A 16,361-nucleotide genomic window follows, 5' to 3' on the forward strand; every position below is an offset into this window, starting at 1 on the left:
CCGGCTCCTCGTGGCGCGGACCCCGCAGTGAACAAGGGGCGGGCCGCCTGCCGAAACCGCCGAGCGGCGCCGGGCGGGGTGATGCCCCGCCCGGCGCCGCTCGCACGGACGCGGAGGAAGATTCAGAGCGCCACGCCGAGCAGCGCGTCCACAGCGCGCGAGACGACGCCGGGCGCACCCGTGTCCGTGCCCCCGCTCTGCTGCTGGAGCGCCGCCCAGCGGTCGACCGCAGCGAGTGCGGCCGGGGCGTCCAGGTCGCTCGCGAGGGCTCCGCGGATCTCCTCCACCAGCGCCTCGGCAGGAGGCCCGTCGGGCCGCGAGACGGCGGAGCGCCAGCGCTCGAGCCGTGCCTCGGCGTCCCGCAGGACCTGGTCGGTCCACTCCCAGTCGGAGCGGTAGTGGTGGGCGAGCAGCGCCAGCCGGATCGCCGCCGGGTCGACGCCGTCGCGCCGCAGCTGGGACACGAAGACCAGGTTGCCCTTGGACTTCGACATCTTCTCGCCGTCCAGCGCGACCATGCCCGCGTGGACGTACGCCTTGGCCATCGGGTACTCGCCGGTCAGCACCTGAGCGTGCGAGGCGCCCATCTCGTGGTGCGGGAAGGCAAGGTCGGAGCCGCCGCCCTGTACGTCGAAGCCCATGCCCAGGTGGTCCAGGGCGATGGCGACACACTCGATGTGCCAGCCGGGACGGCCGTTGCCCAGTGAGCCCCCGTCCCAGCTCGGCTCTCCCGGGCGGGCGGCCATCCAGAGCATCGGATCGAGCGGGTTCTTCTTGCCCGGGCGGTCCGGGTCCCCGCCGCGTTCGGCGGACAGCAGCCGCATGGCGGCGGCGTCCAGGTTGGACACCTCGCCGAAGTGCGGGTCCGACTCCACGGAGAAGTAGATGTCGCCGTCGAGTTCGTACGCGGCTCCGGCGTCCCGGAGCCGTTCGACGAGCGGCACGATGCCGGGTATCGCCTCCACCGCCCCGATGTAGTGGCGGGGCGGCAGCATCCGCAGGGCGGTCATGTCCTCGCGGAAGAGCGCCGTCTCCTTCTCGGCGAGAGCGACCCAGTCGACGCCGTCGCGCTCCGCCCGCTCCAGCAGCGGGTCGTCGACGTCGGTCACGTTCTGGACGTAGTGAACCTGCCGCTTGGTGTCGAGCCACACGCGCTGAACGAGGTCGAACGCGTTGTAGGTCGCCGCATGACCCATGTGGGTCGCGTCATAGGGGGTGATGCCGCAGACGTAGATGCGGGCGACGGGACCGGGGTCGAGGGTGACGGGACCACCGGTCGCGGTGTCGTGGATCCTCAGGTCGCGGCCCTGACCAGGCAGGGCGGGGACCTCGGAAGCGGGCCAGGCATACATGCCATGAGCGTAACCGGCCGGAACTTCCCCCTACGAACCGGACCGGGCCGGATGGCCGGGAAGGCGTTCTTGCGCGTAGCCTCCCCGTGTGCGTGCCGTGCAGACGCACCGGCCGCTTCTCACACCGGCGGCCAGGGAATCGCGGGCCACTCCCCGCTGGGCTCCGGATGTCTTCCCGACTCCAGCAGCGCCGCCACCCGCGCCCGCGTGGCCTGCACCTCCGCCGGGGTCAGCAGCTCGGCCAGTCGCAGGGCCAGCGCCGCACCCTCCTCCAGGGACTCCTTGAGGCCCTTGAGGACCTCGACGGCCTCCCCGGTCAGCGGCTCGCCCGCCCAGCCCCACAGCAGCGTGCGCAGCTTGTTCTCGGCGTTGAAGGTGACCCCGTGGTCGATGCCGTACAGGCGTCCCTCGCCGCCGGGCAGCAGATGCCCGCCCTTGCGGTCGGCGTTGTTGATGACGGCGTCCAGGACGGCCAGTCGCCGCAGCCGCTCGTCGTCGGCGTGCACGAGCAGGGCGGTCCTGCCCTCGCCCACGTCGGCGAGGCCGATTGCCTTCCAGCCCTCCTCCGCCTCCTCGCCCTCCACCAGGGCGAGCAGCTCGGCATCCGGCTGCCCCTCGATCCACAGCTGGCACATGCCCTGGCCGTAGGGCCCCTCGCGCAGCACGGTGGGCGGGACGAGCCCCCAGCCGGTCGCCTCGGACACCTCGTACGCCGCGACCTCGCGCTGCGCCAGTGTGCCGTCCGGGAAGTCCCACAGGGGCCGCTCGCCCGCGACGGGCTTGTAGATGCAGGCGGCTTCCCGCCCGTCGTAGGAGACCGTGCAGTACAGCGCCGCATTGGAGGCGTCACGGATGCGTGCGACCACGGCGAGCTCGCCCTCGGCGAGCAGCTCTGCCGTGGTCACGCTCCGCGGCGGTATCCGTTCTGGCGCGGACATACGTGTCCTTCCGGGTCGAGCGGGAGACTGCACAGCGGGCACGGCGGGCGGCCGGCGTTGACGACGTCGAGGGCGCGTTTGGCGAAGGCCCTGGCCTGGGCGCCGGTGAGCCGGACGCGGAGCATCGGCGGCCCGTTCTCCTCGTCCTGGAGCAGCCGCTCCTCGGCCTCGGCCAGGTCCTCCTCGGAATCTGCGTCGAGCTCGACGAGTGCCTGGGCCTCGACGACCATGCGCTGTTCCTCGCCGTCCCAGGCCAGTGCCATGGTGCCGACGCGGAACTCCTCGTCGACGGGGGTGTCGAGCGGAGCCGTGTCCGAGATCTCCGTGGGGGCCACGGCCGGTACGGACGCGCTGCCGCCGCTACGGCGCACGACTTCGTCGAGAAGCTCGTCCATGCGCTCGGCGAGCGCCGCGACCTGGGTCTTCTCCAGGGCCACGCTGGTCACCCGGGGTCCGGACGTGGCCTGCAGGAAGAAGGTACGGCGCCCGGGCAACCCGACCGTACCGGCCACGAAGCGGTCCGGGGGGTCGTAGAGGAACACCTGACGGGACACGTCCTGTCTCCATTGGATCGGGATCGGGGCCGGCTGACCGCGCCGGTCCGCTTCGGTTGCTGACTACTGCTGCTGACAACTACTGCGCTGGTGCGCCCGCTTCACCCTACTGCGGCCGACGATCACGGGGCGCCCGCGCCGCCCCCGACCGCGGCATCCGAACCGGAGGGTTCCTCACGCGGCACGAGAGAGGTGAAATCGCCGGTGTCCCCGAGACGAACGAGAAATGGCCTCACCCGGGTGTAGCGGATCGCGGTGATGGAACACGGTTCGACGGAGATCCGCTGGAAGAGGTCGAGATGAAGGCCGAGTGCGTCCGCGACGAGCGATTTGATGATGTCACCGTGCGAGCACATGACATACACGGCGTCGGGACCGTGGTCGCGCTCGATGCGGTCGTTCCACTCGCGCACCGCCTCCGCGGCCCGGGTCTGCATGGCCCGCATCGACTCACCGCCCGGGAAAGCGGCCGCCGACGGATGGGCCTGGACGACCTCCATCAGCGGCTCGTCCTTCAGCTCGGCGAGCTTGCGTCCGGACCAGTCGCCGTAGTGGCACTCGCCGATGCGGTCGTCGGCGTGCACGGGCAGTCCCGGACGGGCGTCGAGCAGCGGCTGGACGGTCTCCCGGCAGCGTTGCAGAGGGCTGGTGACCACCTCCGCGAGCGGCAGCGCGGCGAGTCGCCCGGGCAGGGCGGCGGCCTGTTCTGTGCCGCGCTCGTCGAGGGCGACGCCGGGCGTCCAGCCGGCGAGGAGTCCCGCGGTGTTGGCGGTGGAGCGTCCGTGCCGGACGAGGATCAACGTGGGCATGGCGTCCAGCCTAAAGGGACGCCTCCGAAAGCCGGGCCGGTGGTGGGAGCGGCGGCGGCCGAGGGGAGGCGGGCCCGATGGGGTTTGCCGGGCCGGCGACGGCGCCTGGCGGCAGAAGCCATCGAAGAGTCCTCGGCATGCGCCGGTGCCCGGCCGACAGGAGAATACGCTCCGTGATCATCGACTGCGCCATCTACCGGGACGGGCGCCGCACAGAGAGCCCCGAGGACCTCTCCGACGCCCTGAGCGAGGCGCGTACCGCATCCGACACGTTCTTGTGGATCGGCCTGCACGAGCCGACGGAGAACGAGTTCGACCTGGTCACCCAGGAGTTCGGGCTGCATCCGCTGGCGGTCGAGGACGCACTGAAGGCGCACCAGCGCCCCAAGCTGGAGGTGTACGACGACTCGCTGTTCGTGGTGCTCAAGCCGGTTTCCTACGAGCCGCGCAGCGACACCGTCTCCACCGGCGAGCTGATGCTCTTCCTCGGCGACTCCTTCGTGGTGACCGTGCGCCATGGCGAGCACATGCCGCTCGCCCGCCTCCGGCGCCATCTCGAGGAGCAGCCGGAGATGCTGCGGCACGGCCCCACGGGGGTGTTCTACTCGATCGCGGACTCGATCGTCGACCACTACCTGGACGTGGCGACCGAGCTGCAGACCGACCTGGAGGAGCTGGAGACGGAGGTCTTCTCACCCTCCGGTGGCGGCTCCCACCACACGGCCTCGCGGATCTACACCTTCAAGCGGCAGATCCTCGAGTTCCGGCGGGCCACGGTCCCGATGGCCCCGCCCCTGTCCCGGCTTGCGGGCCAGGGGACGTACGGGACGACGGTGCCCTTCGTACAGGAGAAGTCACGGCCCTTCTTCCGCGACGTCTCCGATCACCTGGCCCGGGTGAACGAGTCCGTGGAGGCCCTGGACCGGCTGGTGTCCGACATCCTCTCGGCGCATCTCGCGCAGGCGAGCGTGCGGCAGAACGACGATGTGCGGAAGATCTCGGCGTGGGCGGCGATGGCCGCGGTCCCCACGATGATCGCGGGAATCTACGGAATGAACTTCGACCACATGCCCGAGTTGCACTGGCTCTGGTCGTACCCGGCGCTGATCCTGGCGATGGCGGCCGTCGAAGTGATGCTCTACCGGACGTTCAAGCGGCGCGGCTGGCTGTGAGGCCGTCCCCTTCCGTGCCTCACGGGCGGCGACGGGCGGCTCAGGCGAACTCGTGCGCCTGTGTGGCGGGACCGCCGAGCGCGTCGCGCCGCTCCGGCATCCTCAGGGTCACCATCCGCCGCCATCCGGCGATGCGCTCGTAGAGGTACACGGCGCGGATCCCCGCCGCGAGCATCGCCGACCTGGCCGCGGGCCAGCAGAGGATGTGCCCCATGTGGGCCATGACGGCGAGACTGACGTCCCGGTGGACGCGGATCTCCGCGAACGCGCACGCGCGCAGCGTCCGCCGGATGAACCGGCTGTGCCCGGCGGCCGCGAAGCGCAGCAGTTCCTCGTTGGAGTACGCCAGGTGGTTGTCCTCGTCCTGGGAGATCATGCGTACGGCCCGGCCGATCTCGGGATGGTCCGTGAAAAACGTGCGCAGCATCGCCATCTGTTCCGCGGCGCGCTGTTCGGTGACCCTGCTGTGTGCCAGATAGGTGATGACGTCCTGCACCGACAGCGGGCGGTCGGCCTTGAGCTTCTCGTGCGCGACACCGATGCCCCGCTTCTCGAGGAGCATCGTGTAGTCGGTCTCGGGCGGTACGGGAACGGGGTCCAGGCCGCGCTTCCTCATCAGCGCGTTGAAGATGCGTCCGTGCTTGTCCTCGTCCGCGCCGTGACGCACGATCCGGGGAACGAGCGCCCGCTCGCTCTCCGGCACGAGTGCGGCGATCCGGCCGTTCTCCCAGCCGCCCTGCGACTCCCCGCTGGCCGCGATCGAGCAGAACAGGCGGAAGGATTCGTCGTTGTCGACGATCTCCTCGAACAGACTCTTCGCCGAAAGCATGGTGGGCACCTCTCTGCAGGACTCCGCAAAGAGAGAGTCAAATGCCGTCGTGGAGGTGGTGCAACAGCTGTGCGGGGCGGCTGCGCCGAACGGAGGAGCGTCCCGGTCCTGTCGATGCCGTAACCGCTCGGGGCCCGGAGCGTTGTTCCCCGTGACGGCCGTGGCGGGGTGGACCCCCGAGCCCCCACCACGGCCGTGGAGACCATTCGCCCCCGTCAGCCGAGTCCGGCCCGCTCCAGGGCCTCGGACCCGGCACGCAGAGAGGCGATCCGCTCGTCGAGGGTGAAGCCCGCGGGAGCCAGGGTGAGGGTGGTGACGCCGACTTCGGCGTAGGCCTTCATCCGGTCGGCGATGCGGTCCACCGAGCCCAGCAAGGTGGTCCGGTCGATCAGCTCGTGCGGTACGGCGGCCGCGGCGCCCTGCTTGTCCCCCGACAGGTACTTGTCCTGGATGTCGGCGGCCGCCTGCTCGTAGCCCATGCGCCGGGCGAGCTGGTTGTAGAAGTTCTGCTTGCGGCTGCCCATGCCGCCGACGTACAGAGCGGTGTACGGGCGGAAGGTGTCGGCCAGGGCCGTCACGTCCTTGTCGTCGCCCACCGCGAGGGGGAGCGTGGGGCAGACGTCGAAGCCCTCGAGGGTCCTGCCCGCCTTCTCGCGCCCCGCGCGCAGGTAACTGATCGCCGTCTCCTCGAGGTGGTCCGCCGAGGGGAAGATGAGCAGCGCCCCGTCGGCGATCTCGCCGGTCTGCTCCAGGTTCTTGGGGCCGATCGCGGCGATGTAGAGGGGGATGTGCTCGCGCTGGGGGTACACGGTGAGCTTGATCGGCTTGCCGGGACCCCCGGGCAGCGGGAGGGTCCAGTGCTCGCCCTCGTACGACAGCCGCTCGCGCGTCATCGCCTTCCGCACGATCTCCACGTACTCGCGGGTGCGGGACAGCGGCTTGTCGAACTTGACGCCGTACCAGCCCTCGGAGACCTGGGGCCCCGAGACCCCGAGACCGAGGCGGAAGCGGCCACCGGAGAGCGAGTCGAGAGTGGCGGCGGTCATCGCGGTCATCGCGGGCTGGCGGGCCGGGATCTGGAAGATGGCCGAGCCGACGTCGATGCGCTCGGTCTGGGCGGCGACCCAGGTGAGCACGGTGGCCGCGTCGGAGCCGTAGGCCTCGGCGGCCCAGCACACCGCATAGCCGAGCCGGTCGGCCTCCTGGGCCACGGCGAGATTGTCGCCGTCCATTCCGGCACCCCAGTAGCCGAGGTTGATCCCGAGCTGCATGGCCGATTCCCCTTACCGATCAGTAACGTCCGTTGTGGGCAGACCATAGCGCGGTGTCCTCCACGGTAGGGAGAGCGACGCATCCCTCGCCGCGCGGCACGGCAACTCGGTTGTCCACAGGCCCCCCACGACCCGAGCTCAGGCCGTAATCTCGGCGTTCATGGAGCAGAGGCATCTCGGCCGTACCGGCCTTCGCGTGTCCCGGATCGGACTCGGCACCCTGACGTGGGGGCGTGACACGGACGAGCACGACGCCGCGGAGCAGTTGAAGGTGTTCTGGGAGGCGGGGGGAACCCTCGTCGACACGGCCGACGTGTACGGGGACGGGGAGGCCGAGTATCTGCTCGGGCAGCTGATGGACGGCCTCGTGCCGCGCCGGGACCTGGTCATCTCGACGAAGGCGGGGAGCGTGCCCGACCCCGACCGCCGGTTCGACGGCTCGCGCGGCCATCTGCTCGCCGCGCTGGACGCCTCGCTCGCGCGTCTCGGCACGGACTACGTCGACGTGTGGCACATCCATGCCTTCGACCCCTCCACCCCGATGGAGGAGACCCTGCACGCGCTCGACCTCGCCGTGGCCAGCGGCCGGGCCAGATACGCGGGTGTGTCCAACTTCTGCGGCTGGCAGCTCGCCAAGGCGGCGACATGGCAGCTCGCCGCCCCTGGCATACGGACCCGCCTCGCCAGCACGCAGATGGAGTACTCGCTGCTGCAGCGCGGCGTGGAGCGCGAGGTGCTGCCCGCCGCACTGGACCTGGGGGTCGGGCTGCTGCCGTCCTCCCCGCTCGGCCGCGGCGTGCTGACCGGCAAGTACCGGCAGTCGACGCCGGCCGACTCGCGCGGGGCCTCCGAGCACATGGCCCCGTTCGTGGAGCCCTACCTCGACGACACGGCGAGCAGCATCGTGGACGCGGTGCAGACGGCCGCCGACGGGCTGTCCGCCACGCCGCTCCAGGTGGCGCTGGCATGGGTCCGCGACCGGCCGGGCGTGATCGCACCGATCGTCGGCGCGCGCAACGCACAGCAGCTCTCGGCGGCACTGTCAGTGGAGGCACTTAGTCTTCCTGACGAGATCTGCCGGGCGCTGGACGACGTGTCGGCCCCGGTGCACCGCTATCCCGATCACGACTGGAGCACGCTGTGACCACGGACCCGGAGACCAGGGAGACGTCCCCCCAGCCGGAGGACGGGACCGGGCAGGACACGGGCCGGACCGAGGCGGAGACGGCTCCTGGGGGCGAGGACCGGGACGGTGCGGTCGCGGCGCCCACCGGCGAGGGCGCCGCCGCGCCCGAGCGGTCCGAGGCGGAGGCCGAGCTGGCCGCCCAGCGCATCGAGCGGGAGCGGATCGAGCAGCGGAAGGCCCAGAAGCAGGGGCCGGTCGAGGCCGGCACGAAGCTCAGCGGGAAGGCAGCCGACCTGCTGGCGGCGGTAAGGGCTGTGGAGAGCGGTGAGAAGCCGGTCTCGAGCGCGTTCCGGGAGCCGGCCCCCGCTCCGCGCCGTGCCGCCCCCGAGCCCGAGCGGCCCGCACGGCCCGTCGCACCTCCGCAGTCGCCCACCGCCCCGGGCACAGAACTCGTCGCGGCCGTGCGTGCCCTGCTGACCGGGGCAGGAGCGCCCGACACGCTCGCGCCCCAGGTCGCCGCGGTCCTCGGCGAGACTGCGGACGCGCGCCTGCAAGCGGATCCCTGGCAGTTGCTGCGTGTCGCGGGGGTCAGGCCGGAGCAGGCCGACGGCTTCGCCCGGGCCCTGCTCGGCGCCGAGTGCCGTCAGGACGACGACCGACGGGCCCGCGCGATGACACTCTGGCTGCTGGAGCAGGCCGCCCTCGCCGGACACACCGCACTGGAGGTCCCGGCTCTCGAGGCCGCGCTCGACCGGTGCTCGGTGCCGGACCCGGACGCGGCCGTGCAGAGCAGCATCGCGGAGGGCGAGGTCCTGGTCTTCCAGGACGCCCTGGAGACGACCGGGCCGGGCACCGCACCGGTCGAGGGGGCGGCCGGGGAGGGCGTGGAGGAGGCCGAGGAGCGCCCGGTCCGGGTCCTGATCGGCCTGGAGAGGTACGCGCTCGCGGAGGAGAGCCTCGCCGACGGACTGGCCCGGTTGATCAACTCCGTGCCGAAGGAGAACGGTTCGGCCGACGCCTGGGAGCGGGCGGCCCGCTCGGCGACCGGCGCCGCAGGGGAGCTGATCCGCGCGGTCGCGGGCCATGGCCTTGTGCTCCACACCGGCGGGGAGGCCTCGCGCATCGAGCCGGCCACGCTGCTGTACGCGGCGCGCGACCTCGGAGTGCGCGCCTGGGCGGCCACGCACAGCCCTGCGGGGCGCGACACGTTCGCCGCGCTGCGGGACCGGCTCGGCCTGCCCGACACCGCCACGACGCACCCGGCGCTCACCACGGTCGCGGGGCTCCTGTCCGGCGCCGAGGGCCCGGGGCGGGACGCGGACGGTGCGCTGGGCCTCGACCTGCTCGTCGTGCTTGACGCCCCTCAGCTGGACGTCGAGTCGGCCGCCCTGCTCACCGAGTCGCTGCCGGACGGCGTACGCCTGGTGCTGAGCGGTGACCCGGGAGTGCTGTGGTCGGCCGGGCCCGGGCGGGTCTTCGCCGATCTGCTCACCGCCCGTGCGTGCCCGCAGATCGCCTCGAGGACCCCCGACCCCGGCCCGATCGGGGAGCTCGTCTCCTCGGTCGGCATCGGTGAGCTCCCGCAGGTCGAGGCGCCCGGCAAGGAGGTCGTGATCGTGCCGGTGCGGGACGCCGGGGAGGCGGTGCACCGGACCGTTCAGCTGGTCGTGGACTCCGTGCCGCGCGCGATCGGGATCCCCTCTCAGGAGACACAGGTCATCACGCCCGGCCATGGCGGAGCGGCGGGGACCCGTGTCCTGAACGCGGCGCTCAAGGAGCGGCTCAACCCGGGCCCCGGCCGTTTCGGGGGCTTCGACGCCGGCGATCGGATCGCCTACTCCCCCGCCCCGGGCCGTACTGTCCAGGGGCATGTGGTCACAGCGGACGCGGAGGGGCTGCACCTGGAGTGCTCGGGCGAGCCCGTCGTCGTGCCGAAGGAGCGGGTGGACCAGACCGTGCGGCACGGCTGGGCGCTCACCGCGCACCAGGCGGTGGGGCAGCGGTGGCCCGCGGTGGTCGTGGTGCTGCCCGGTGATGCCGCCCAGGCGCTGAGCAGACCCTGGGTGTACACGGCCTTCGGCAGGGCGGACCGCCATCTGTCCGTCGTCCATGGAGTGGAGCAGGCGCTGCCGCGCGCCGTGGCCGAGACCCCGGCCAAGCCACGGACCACCCGCCTGCCCCTGCTGCTGCGGGGCCAGCTCCCGACGACGGGCTGATCCGAGCGCCCGGCTCCCTGCCTGCGAGGTCTTGATGCGGTAAGGGGAGGTGCCGCCGGGCACCTCCCCGGCCGCGCGGCGCGGTGCCCGGAAACGCCCCGCCCGGCCCGCGCGGGCTAGCGGTCGACCTCCAGCGGTTCCAGGTCCTCGTCGTCCTCAAGCTCCGATACGGGCCCGAAGTCGTCCTCGAGGTCGTCGTCCGGTTCGTCGTCCGGTTCGTCGTCGAAGACCGTGCTCACATCGAAACGGCAGACCACACGCTGCGGATCGACCTGCTCGAAGGGCGCCTCCAGCCAGTCACCCGGTTCCGCGGGTTCGTCCGCGGCCGTCACCCACAGCGTGGAGTCGCCCTCCTCCAGCCCGAACTCCTTGTGCCGGGAGGCGATCTCGTCGGGTTCGAACTCTCCGAAGAGGACACCCACCGCGCCGTGGACGGTGCCGGCCGACGATCCCCGCACACCCTCCTCGTCCGCGGCCTCCACACGCCGTGCCTGCGCCAGCAGCCGCTCGGGCTCCGCCACGGCGTAGTCGCGGCGGATCAGCACACTGAGCGCGTTCGGTTCCTCGGGGCCGGTATACGGAGGCAGCGCGTCCTCCACACCGGGGATCTCGAAGGGTGTGACCTCGTCATACCGGTCGTACAACAGTTCGTCGTACTCCTCGGCCGCCGCGGCCAGCTCGTTGAACGCCTCGTAGACGGCCGGGTCGTCGTCACCCGTCCTGCGCTCGATCGCCGCCAGGTGGCGGTCGAGCGCGGTCTTGACCGCCTCTACGGCGGCGCGTACCTCGGCAGCTGTGGGCTGCGCAGCATCAGACATAGAGCAGACGCTATCCGTACCGGGCCCCAGCCCGCACAATAGATGCGATGCCGGAATACGAATTTGTCGACGTGTACGTACCGCGCGGGGTGTCCCGCAAGGACGCCACACGCCTTCTCACGGATCATGCCGAGTACGGACACTGGGAGTTGGACCGCCTGAGCCTGCTGCGTGACGGCAGCCGCAGGGTGCGGCTGCGCCGGAGGATCATCCGCCAGGTGCGCGCCACGTGGTGAGCGAAGGCGGCAGAAACGGATCGGGCCCCGCCAGAGCGGGGCCCGATCCGTTTCACAGGCCACCGGGGAAGGATGTGGCACCGCGGTCCATATTGTCCGGTTTGGTGCTATGTGCACCCGGCTGCGCTCACCGAGGGTGTTGATCAGCCGACGGGCCCCGCGTCCGCCACCGCGCGAGGCCGGCCCCGAAGGGCGACGCGTCGCGCGGTGGACATGGCGGCGGGCCAACGGCTCACCTGCTCGTGCGCGCCCGGCGGTAGAGCAGCACGCCACCGAGCAGCGCCGCCGCACTCGCCGGCACCATGACGCCGACCGGGAGGTCGCTACCGGTCTCGGCGAGCTGCGAGCCGCCGGTGGGGGTGAGGGACTGCGTACCGGGCTGGTTGACCTGGGTCGACCCACCGCCACCGGGAGGCGTGACACTGCCGCCACCACCGGGAGGCGTCGTACCGCCACCGCCGGGAGGCGTGGTCCCGCCACCGCCACCACCGGGAGGCGTCGTGCCGCCACCGCCGCCGGGCGGGTTGGTGGAGTGACCGCCGCCCGGGATGTTGCCGCAGTGGTTGCCGGTGGCCGGGTTGCCGACACCGACCACGTTCACACTGTTGCCGCAGGCGTTCACCGGGATGTCCACCGGGACCTGCACATGGTTGCCGGAGCCGACGCCGGGCGAGCCGCTGGTGCGCCCGCTCGCATGGGAGCCGCCGGTTCGGCTGCCGCCCGCGTTGGCGCACATGTTGCCCGCCGCCGGGTTGAGCAGCCCGATCACGTTCACGGTGTTGCCGCAGACGTTCACCGGGATGTGTACGGGTACTTGCACCGAGTTGCCCGACAGCACGCCGGGCGAGTTGGTGGCCGAGCCGTGCGCACCCGAGTCCGCGTGCGCATAGCCGCCTGTGACGGCGAGAACGCCGGTCGCCGCCGCCACCGTCATCAGGCCCTTACGGGTCACCTGTCGCATTGCTGATTCCCTGTCTTCGACCTTGCGTGGACCTTCTGGAACGCGGACGCGCGCCGAAGGCGCGGCCGCGAGGGCAACCGGTCGGGCCCCGGAGCGCATGGCACACACTCCGGGGCCGACTCACTCAGCCCCTCACGGGGTGAGGCCCCTCATGGGATGGGGCACAACGTCAGTTGTTGATGCACGTGTTGCCGAAGGCGGGGTTCAGCAGCCCGATCACCGAGATCGTGTTGCCGCAGACGTTCACCGGGACGTGCACCGGGACCTGGACGACATTGCCGGACACGACACCCGGGGAGTTCAAGGCGGCACCCTGGGCACCCGAATCGGCGACGGCCAGACCCGCACCCGCGAGAACCAGACCACCGGTGGCAGCCGCAGCAGCGACGACCTTCTTGATCATTCTTCCTCCTTGTTGGCAAAAGCGATCCAAGCCTCGGACCACATCACCTGTAACGAGGAGGGAGTAATGGAGCTACGAGCTTATGGTCGCATTCACTCGTCCTGGTCGATCTCCGTACGTGCTGGCGAATACTGCGGCCTCGTTTCGGCGTGCAAACCAGGACGGAACCCAGGGAGTCGGCCGGGCATCAGGCGGAGTCGAGGAATCGGTCGAGGACCCGCACGCCGAACTTGAGCGCGTCCACCGGGACCCGCTCGTCGACACCGTGGAACATGCCCGCGAAGTCGAGTTCCGGCGGCAGCTTCAGCGGCGCGAACCCGAAGCCGCGGATGCCGAGGTCGTCGAAGGACTTGGCGTCCGTCCCGCCGGAGAGCATGTACGGGATGGCCTTCGCGGCGGGGTCCTCGGCGAGCAGGGCCGACTGCATCGCCTCGACGAGCGCCCCGTCGAAGGTCGTCTCGACGGCCTTGTCGGAGTGCAGGTCCTCACGCCTGACCGTGGGCCCGAGGATGGTGTCGAGGTCCGCGAGGAACTCCTCCTCGAACCCGGGCAGGAATCGGCCGTCGACATGGGCGGTGGCCTCGCCCGGGATGACGTTGACCTTGTATCCGGCGCCCAGCTGCGTGGGGTTGGCCGTGTTGCGCAGGGTCGCGCCGATGAGCTTGGCGATGCCTCCGAGCCTGGCGAGGGTCGCCTCCATGTCGTCCGCTTCGAGCTCGATGCCGAGCGCGTCGCCGAGTTCGTCGAGGAAGGCCCGGGTGGTCTTGGTGACCCGCACCGGGAACTCGTGCCGCCCGAGCCGCGCGACCGCCTCGGAGAGCTCGGTGATCGCGTTGTCCCGGTGGATCATGGATCCGTGCCCCGCCGTGCCGGCCACGGTCAGCTTCATCCAGTGCATGCCCTTCTCGGCCGTCTGGATCAGATAGAGCCGCCGCTGCTCGTTCACGGTGAACGAGAACCCGCCCACCTCGCTGATCGCCTCGGTCACGCCCTCGAAGAGATGGGGGTGCTTGTCCACGAGATACCGGGCGCCGTAGGTCCCGCCCGCCTCCTCGTCCGCGAGGAACGCGAGGACGATGTCCCGCGGGGGCCTGCGTCCGCTGCGCAGCCGGTCGCGGACGACCGCCAGCGTCATGGCGTCCATGTCCTTCATGTCGACCGCGCCCCGGCCCCACACGCACCCGTCGGCGATCTCGCCGGAGAACGGGTGGTGCGTCCAGTCGTCGGCGTTGGCCGGTACGACGTCGGTGTGGCCGTGGATCAGCAGGGCGGGGCGCGAGGGATCCTCGCCCTCGATGCGGGCGACCGTGGAGGCACGCCCCTGGTGGGACTCGAAGATCTGCGGTTCGAGCCCGACTTCCGCAAGCTTCTCGGCGACGTACTCGGCGGCCCCGCGCTCGCCTGGTCCCGAGTGGTCGCCGTAGTTGCTGGTGTCGATCCGGATCAGCTCGCGGCAGAGGTCCACGACCTCGTCCTCGCCGGTGACGCTCCTGGCCGTGTCCTTGTCGGTCACGCTGCTTCCTCCCGGTGTCACTGCTGGTGGTACCCCACATCCTCTCTCCGACCCCCGCCCCGCCCCAAGACCGGGCCGACTCCGTCACGCGGCGTTCACGCCGGAACAGGGTGTGATCGAACGCCCCCGAAAGCCTGGTAATGTTTCCTTCGTCGTCGCGGGGGAAGCCCGCACGACAGACACCTTGTCCGGGTGGCGGAATGGCAGACGCGCTAGCTTGAGGTGCTAGTGCCCTTTATCGGGCGTGGGGGTTCAAGTCCCCCCTCGGACACTCTCAGCACTCATGGTGCCGACCGATTCCGGTCGGCACCATGTGCGTTTTCCCGCCGCTGGTGGACGCCGTCTCCGCTGGCCCGTCGAGCACGCCCCTTCCTAGACTCGGAAGTGTGGCCCGGACCAACGAAGAGGTCGAAGCGCTCCTCCAGGAGTACGCGGACCTCGTCGCGATCACGGGAGGCGACGCGTTCAAGGTGCGCGCCTACGAGAAGGCCGCACGCGCGATCGGCGGCCATCCCGCCGACGTCTCGCGTCTGGACGCCGACGGGCTGCGGGACATACCGAACGTGGGCAGGTCGATCGCCGAGAAGGTGCTGGAGTACCTGCGCACCGGCAGGGTCTCGGCGGTCGAGGAGCGCCGGGCGAAGATCCCCGCCGGCGTACGGGAGCTCATCACCATCCCCACCCTGGGCCCGAAGAAGGCGATGAGGCTCTACGAGGACCTGCACATCTCGTCGGTGAGCGAACTGGCCGCGGCCATCGAGGCGGACGTACTGCACGATCTCAAGGGCTTCGGCGAGAAGACGCAGGAGAACATCCGGCACGGCATCGCACTGATGCAACAGGCGGGCGGGCGCATCCCGTTGCACCTCGCGCTCCAGACCGCCGAGGAGATCGTCGCCGAACTCTCGGCAGGAAGCGGCTGCAGGCGCTGCGCCTACGCCGGGTCCCTGCGCCGGATGAAGGAGACCGTCGGCGACATCGACGTCCTGGTCGCCGCGCAGCAGTCGGGGCCGTTCATGGACGCGCTCACCGCGCTCCCGTCCACCGCGGAGGTGATCGCGCACGGCAGGAAGAAGACGTCCGTCCGCACCACCAGGGGCGTCCAGGTGGATCTGCGGGTCCTGCCACCCGACTCGTGGGGCGCCGGACTTCAGTACTTCACCGGGTCCAGGGCCCACAACATCCGCACCCGCACCCTCGCCGTCCGTCAGGGGCTGAAGCTCTCGGAGTACGGCCTGTTCGACGTGGACAGCGGGGAGTCGCTCGCCTCCCGGTCCGAGGAGGAGGTGTACGCCAGGCTCGGACTGCCCTGGATACCGCCCACGCTGCGGGAGGACCGGGGGGAGATCGAGGCCGCGCTGCGCGGGGAGTTGCCGGACGTCGTGACCGAACGCAGCGTCCGCGGTGATCTGCACACCCACACCGACCTCACCGACGGTCTTGCGCCGCTGGAGGAGATGGTGACGGCCGCAGCCGAACGCGGCTACGCGTACTACGCGGTCACGGACCACGCACCCAACCTGTACATGCAGCGCATGACCGACGCGAAGATCCTCGCTCAGCGCGAGCGGGTACGGGCGTTGGACGGCTCCCGGCACAGGATGCGGCTGCTGCACGGTACCGAGCTCAACATCGGCCCCGACGGCGACGTGGACTGGCCGGAGGACTTCCTCGCCGGCTTCGACCTCTGCGTCGCCTCCGTGCACTCGCACTTCGATCTGGGCCGCCGGGAGATGACCGCGCGGCTCGTACGGGCCTGCGAGAACCCCCATGTCAACATCCTCGGCCACCCGACCACCCGGCTGATCGGCAAACGGAAGGGAGTCGACGCCGATTGGGACGAGGTGTTCGCGGCCTGCGCCCGCACCGGGACCGCGCTGGAGGTCAACGCCCAGCCCGACCGGCTCGACCTGTGCGACGAGGACATCCTGCGGGCCAAGGAGCACGGCGCGAAGTTCGCCGTGAACACCGACGCCCACTCCGTTCTCCACCTCGCCCACCTGCGCTACGGCATCGGTACCGCGCAACGCGGCGGACTCACCCCCGACGATGTGATCAACACCTGGCCGCTGCGCAGCCTGCGCAGGTTCCTGCGCAAGGGCGTGTCCGCGTGAACGGCCCGGGGTCCGCCGCGGCAGGACGCCGGTCCGGGACACAGGCACT

Annotated in this window: 15 protein-coding genes and 1 tRNA gene; 6 read left to right on the top strand and 10 right to left on the bottom strand. The window is 71.0% G+C overall.

The window, feature by feature from the left end:
- Window positions 1-122 precede the first annotated feature (122 nt).
- The 4 genes from mshC to ADL25_RS01465 form a co-directional block, all read right to left on the bottom strand.
- Complete coding sequence (mshC, locus tag ADL25_RS01450; protein ID WP_059125707.1) at window positions 123-1,352, bottom strand: cysteine--1-D-myo-inosityl 2-amino-2-deoxy-alpha-D-glucopyranoside ligase; 1,230 nt, start codon at window positions 1,350-1,352, stop codon at window positions 123-125.
- Window positions 1,353-1,471: 119 nt separating this feature from the next.
- On the bottom strand, window positions 1,472-2,290 hold the full coding sequence (locus ADL25_RS01455; protein ID WP_079050109.1) for an SCO1664 family protein: 819 nt from the start codon (window positions 2,288-2,290) through the stop codon (window positions 1,472-1,474).
- Entirely contained in the window at window positions 2,254-2,844 is a 591-nt protein-coding gene (locus tag ADL25_RS01460; RefSeq protein ID WP_059125709.1) for a DUF3090 domain-containing protein, read from the bottom strand. Before ADL25_RS01460 ends, ADL25_RS01455 begins: the two co-directional genes overlap by 37 nt.
- A 122-nt stretch (window positions 2,845-2,966) precedes the next feature.
- Window positions 2,967-3,653, bottom strand: coding sequence for a histidine phosphatase family protein (locus tag ADL25_RS01465; protein WP_059125710.1), 687 nt, complete (start codon window positions 3,651-3,653; stop codon window positions 2,967-2,969).
- A gap of 173 nt (window positions 3,654-3,826) precedes the next feature.
- Between ADL25_RS01465 and corA the strand changes: the two genes are divergently transcribed.
- Window positions 3,827-4,825, top strand: coding sequence for a magnesium/cobalt transporter CorA (corA, locus tag ADL25_RS01470; RefSeq protein ID WP_059125711.1), 999 nt, complete (start codon window positions 3,827-3,829; stop codon window positions 4,823-4,825).
- A 40-nt stretch (window positions 4,826-4,865) separates the two neighbouring features.
- On the opposite strand, the gene ADL25_RS01475 is transcribed toward corA, so the two are convergent.
- Window positions 4,866-5,654, bottom strand: a complete 789-nt coding sequence (locus ADL25_RS01475; RefSeq protein WP_059125712.1) for a hypothetical protein — start codon at window positions 5,652-5,654, stop codon at window positions 4,866-4,868.
- A gap of 215 nt (window positions 5,655-5,869) precedes the next feature.
- Window positions 5,870-6,925, bottom strand: coding sequence for an LLM class F420-dependent oxidoreductase (locus tag ADL25_RS01480; protein ID WP_059125713.1), 1,056 nt, complete (start codon window positions 6,923-6,925; stop codon window positions 5,870-5,872).
- Window positions 6,926-7,085: 160 nt separating this feature from the next.
- On the opposite strand from ADL25_RS01480, the gene ADL25_RS01485 reads away from it, so the two are divergent.
- Together ADL25_RS01485 and ADL25_RS01490 are read left to right on the top strand one after the other, a co-directional pair.
- The gene (locus ADL25_RS01485) at window positions 7,086-8,069 is read left to right on the top strand and encodes an aldo/keto reductase (protein ID WP_059125714.1); all 984 of its coding nucleotides are present in this window, start codon (window positions 7,086-7,088) and stop codon (window positions 8,067-8,069) included.
- Window positions 8,000-10,267 carry a helix-hairpin-helix domain-containing protein gene (locus ADL25_RS01490; RefSeq protein WP_420711330.1) on the top strand — a complete coding sequence of 756 codons (2,268 nt, stop codon included), beginning with the start codon at window positions 8,000-8,002 and terminating at the stop codon, window positions 10,265-10,267. Before ADL25_RS01485 ends, ADL25_RS01490 begins: the two co-directional genes overlap by 70 nt.
- Before the next feature lie 116 nt (window positions 10,268-10,383).
- Here ADL25_RS01490 and ADL25_RS01495 read toward each other — a convergent pair whose 3' ends face one another.
- Window positions 10,384-11,085 carry a hypothetical protein gene (locus tag ADL25_RS01495; RefSeq protein WP_059125716.1) on the bottom strand — a complete coding sequence of 234 codons (702 nt, stop codon included), beginning with the start codon at window positions 11,083-11,085 and terminating at the stop codon, window positions 10,384-10,386.
- Window positions 11,086-11,132: 47 nt separating this feature from the next.
- Here ADL25_RS01495 and ADL25_RS01500 point away from each other — a divergent pair, with 47 nt between their 5' ends.
- On the top strand, window positions 11,133-11,321 hold the full coding sequence (locus ADL25_RS01500; RefSeq protein ID WP_005485166.1) for a DUF5703 family protein: 189 nt from the start codon (window positions 11,133-11,135) through the stop codon (window positions 11,319-11,321).
- A 232-nt stretch (window positions 11,322-11,553) separates the two neighbouring features.
- Here the strand turns inward: ADL25_RS01500 and ADL25_RS01505 are convergent, their stop codons facing one another.
- From ADL25_RS01505 to ADL25_RS01515, 3 genes are all read right to left on the bottom strand, one after another.
- Window positions 11,554-12,282 (bottom strand): chaplin, encoded by a 729-nt coding sequence (locus ADL25_RS01505; protein WP_059125717.1) that lies wholly within the window; start codon window positions 12,280-12,282, stop codon window positions 11,554-11,556.
- 169 nt (window positions 12,283-12,451) lie between these two features.
- Window positions 12,452-12,685 carry a chaplin ChpH gene (gene chpH / locus ADL25_RS01510; RefSeq protein ID WP_059125718.1) on the bottom strand — a complete coding sequence of 78 codons (234 nt, stop codon included), beginning with the start codon at window positions 12,683-12,685 and terminating at the stop codon, window positions 12,452-12,454.
- Between the two features lie 187 nt (window positions 12,686-12,872).
- Complete coding sequence (locus tag ADL25_RS01515; protein ID WP_059125719.1) at window positions 12,873-14,198, bottom strand: M20/M25/M40 family metallo-hydrolase; 1,326 nt, start codon at window positions 14,196-14,198, stop codon at window positions 12,873-12,875.
- 186 nt (window positions 14,199-14,384) lie between these two features.
- Between ADL25_RS01515 and ADL25_RS01520 the strand changes: the two genes are divergently transcribed.
- Together ADL25_RS01520 and polX are read left to right on the top strand one after the other, a co-directional pair.
- Window positions 14,385-14,469, top strand: a tRNA-Leu gene (locus ADL25_RS01520).
- Between the two features lie 115 nt (window positions 14,470-14,584).
- A complete protein-coding gene (polX, locus tag ADL25_RS01525; RefSeq protein WP_059125720.1) occupies window positions 14,585-16,312 on the top strand; it encodes a DNA polymerase/3'-5' exonuclease PolX in 1,728 nt (575 codons plus the stop codon).
- The last annotated feature ends 49 nt before the right edge of the window (window positions 16,313-16,361 follow it).

The sequence above is a fragment of the Streptomyces sp. NRRL F-5122 genome (assembly GCF_001507435.1).
GTDB lineage: Bacteria > Actinomycetota > Actinomycetes > Streptomycetales > Streptomycetaceae > Streptomyces > Streptomyces lannensis.

Excerpts from the sequence above, each read along its gene's own strand:
- ADL25_RS01495 (WP_059125716.1), bottom strand. The coding sequence starts at position 11,085 with ATGTCTGATGCTGCGCAGCCCACAGCTGCCGAGGTACGCGCCGCCGTA.
- ADL25_RS01475 (WP_059125712.1), bottom strand. The coding sequence starts at position 5,654 with ATGCTTTCGGCGAAGAGTCTGTTCGAGGAGATCGTCGACAACGACGAA.
- ADL25_RS01480 (WP_059125713.1), bottom strand. The coding sequence starts at position 6,925 with ATGCAGCTCGGGATCAACCTCGGCTACTGGGGTGCCGGAATGGACGGC.
- ADL25_RS01500 (WP_005485166.1), top strand. The coding sequence starts at position 11,133 with ATGCCGGAATACGAATTTGTCGACGTGTACGTACCGCGCGGGGTGTCC.
- ADL25_RS01505 (WP_059125717.1), bottom strand. The coding sequence starts at position 12,282 with ATGCGACAGGTGACCCGTAAGGGCCTGATGACGGTGGCGGCGGCGACC.
- mshC (WP_059125707.1), bottom strand. The coding sequence starts at position 1,352 with ATGTATGCCTGGCCCGCTTCCGAGGTCCCCGCCCTGCCTGGTCAGGGC.
- chpH (WP_059125718.1), bottom strand. The coding sequence starts at position 12,685 with ATGATCAAGAAGGTCGTCGCTGCTGCGGCTGCCACCGGTGGTCTGGTT.
- ADL25_RS01465 (WP_059125710.1), bottom strand. The coding sequence starts at position 3,653 with ATGCCCACGTTGATCCTCGTCCGGCACGGACGCTCCACCGCCAACACC.
- ADL25_RS01455 (WP_079050109.1), bottom strand. The coding sequence starts at position 2,290 with ATGTCCGCGCCAGAACGGATACCGCCGCGGAGCGTGACCACGGCAGAG.
- ADL25_RS01485 (WP_059125714.1), top strand. The coding sequence starts at position 7,086 with ATGGAGCAGAGGCATCTCGGCCGTACCGGCCTTCGCGTGTCCCGGATC.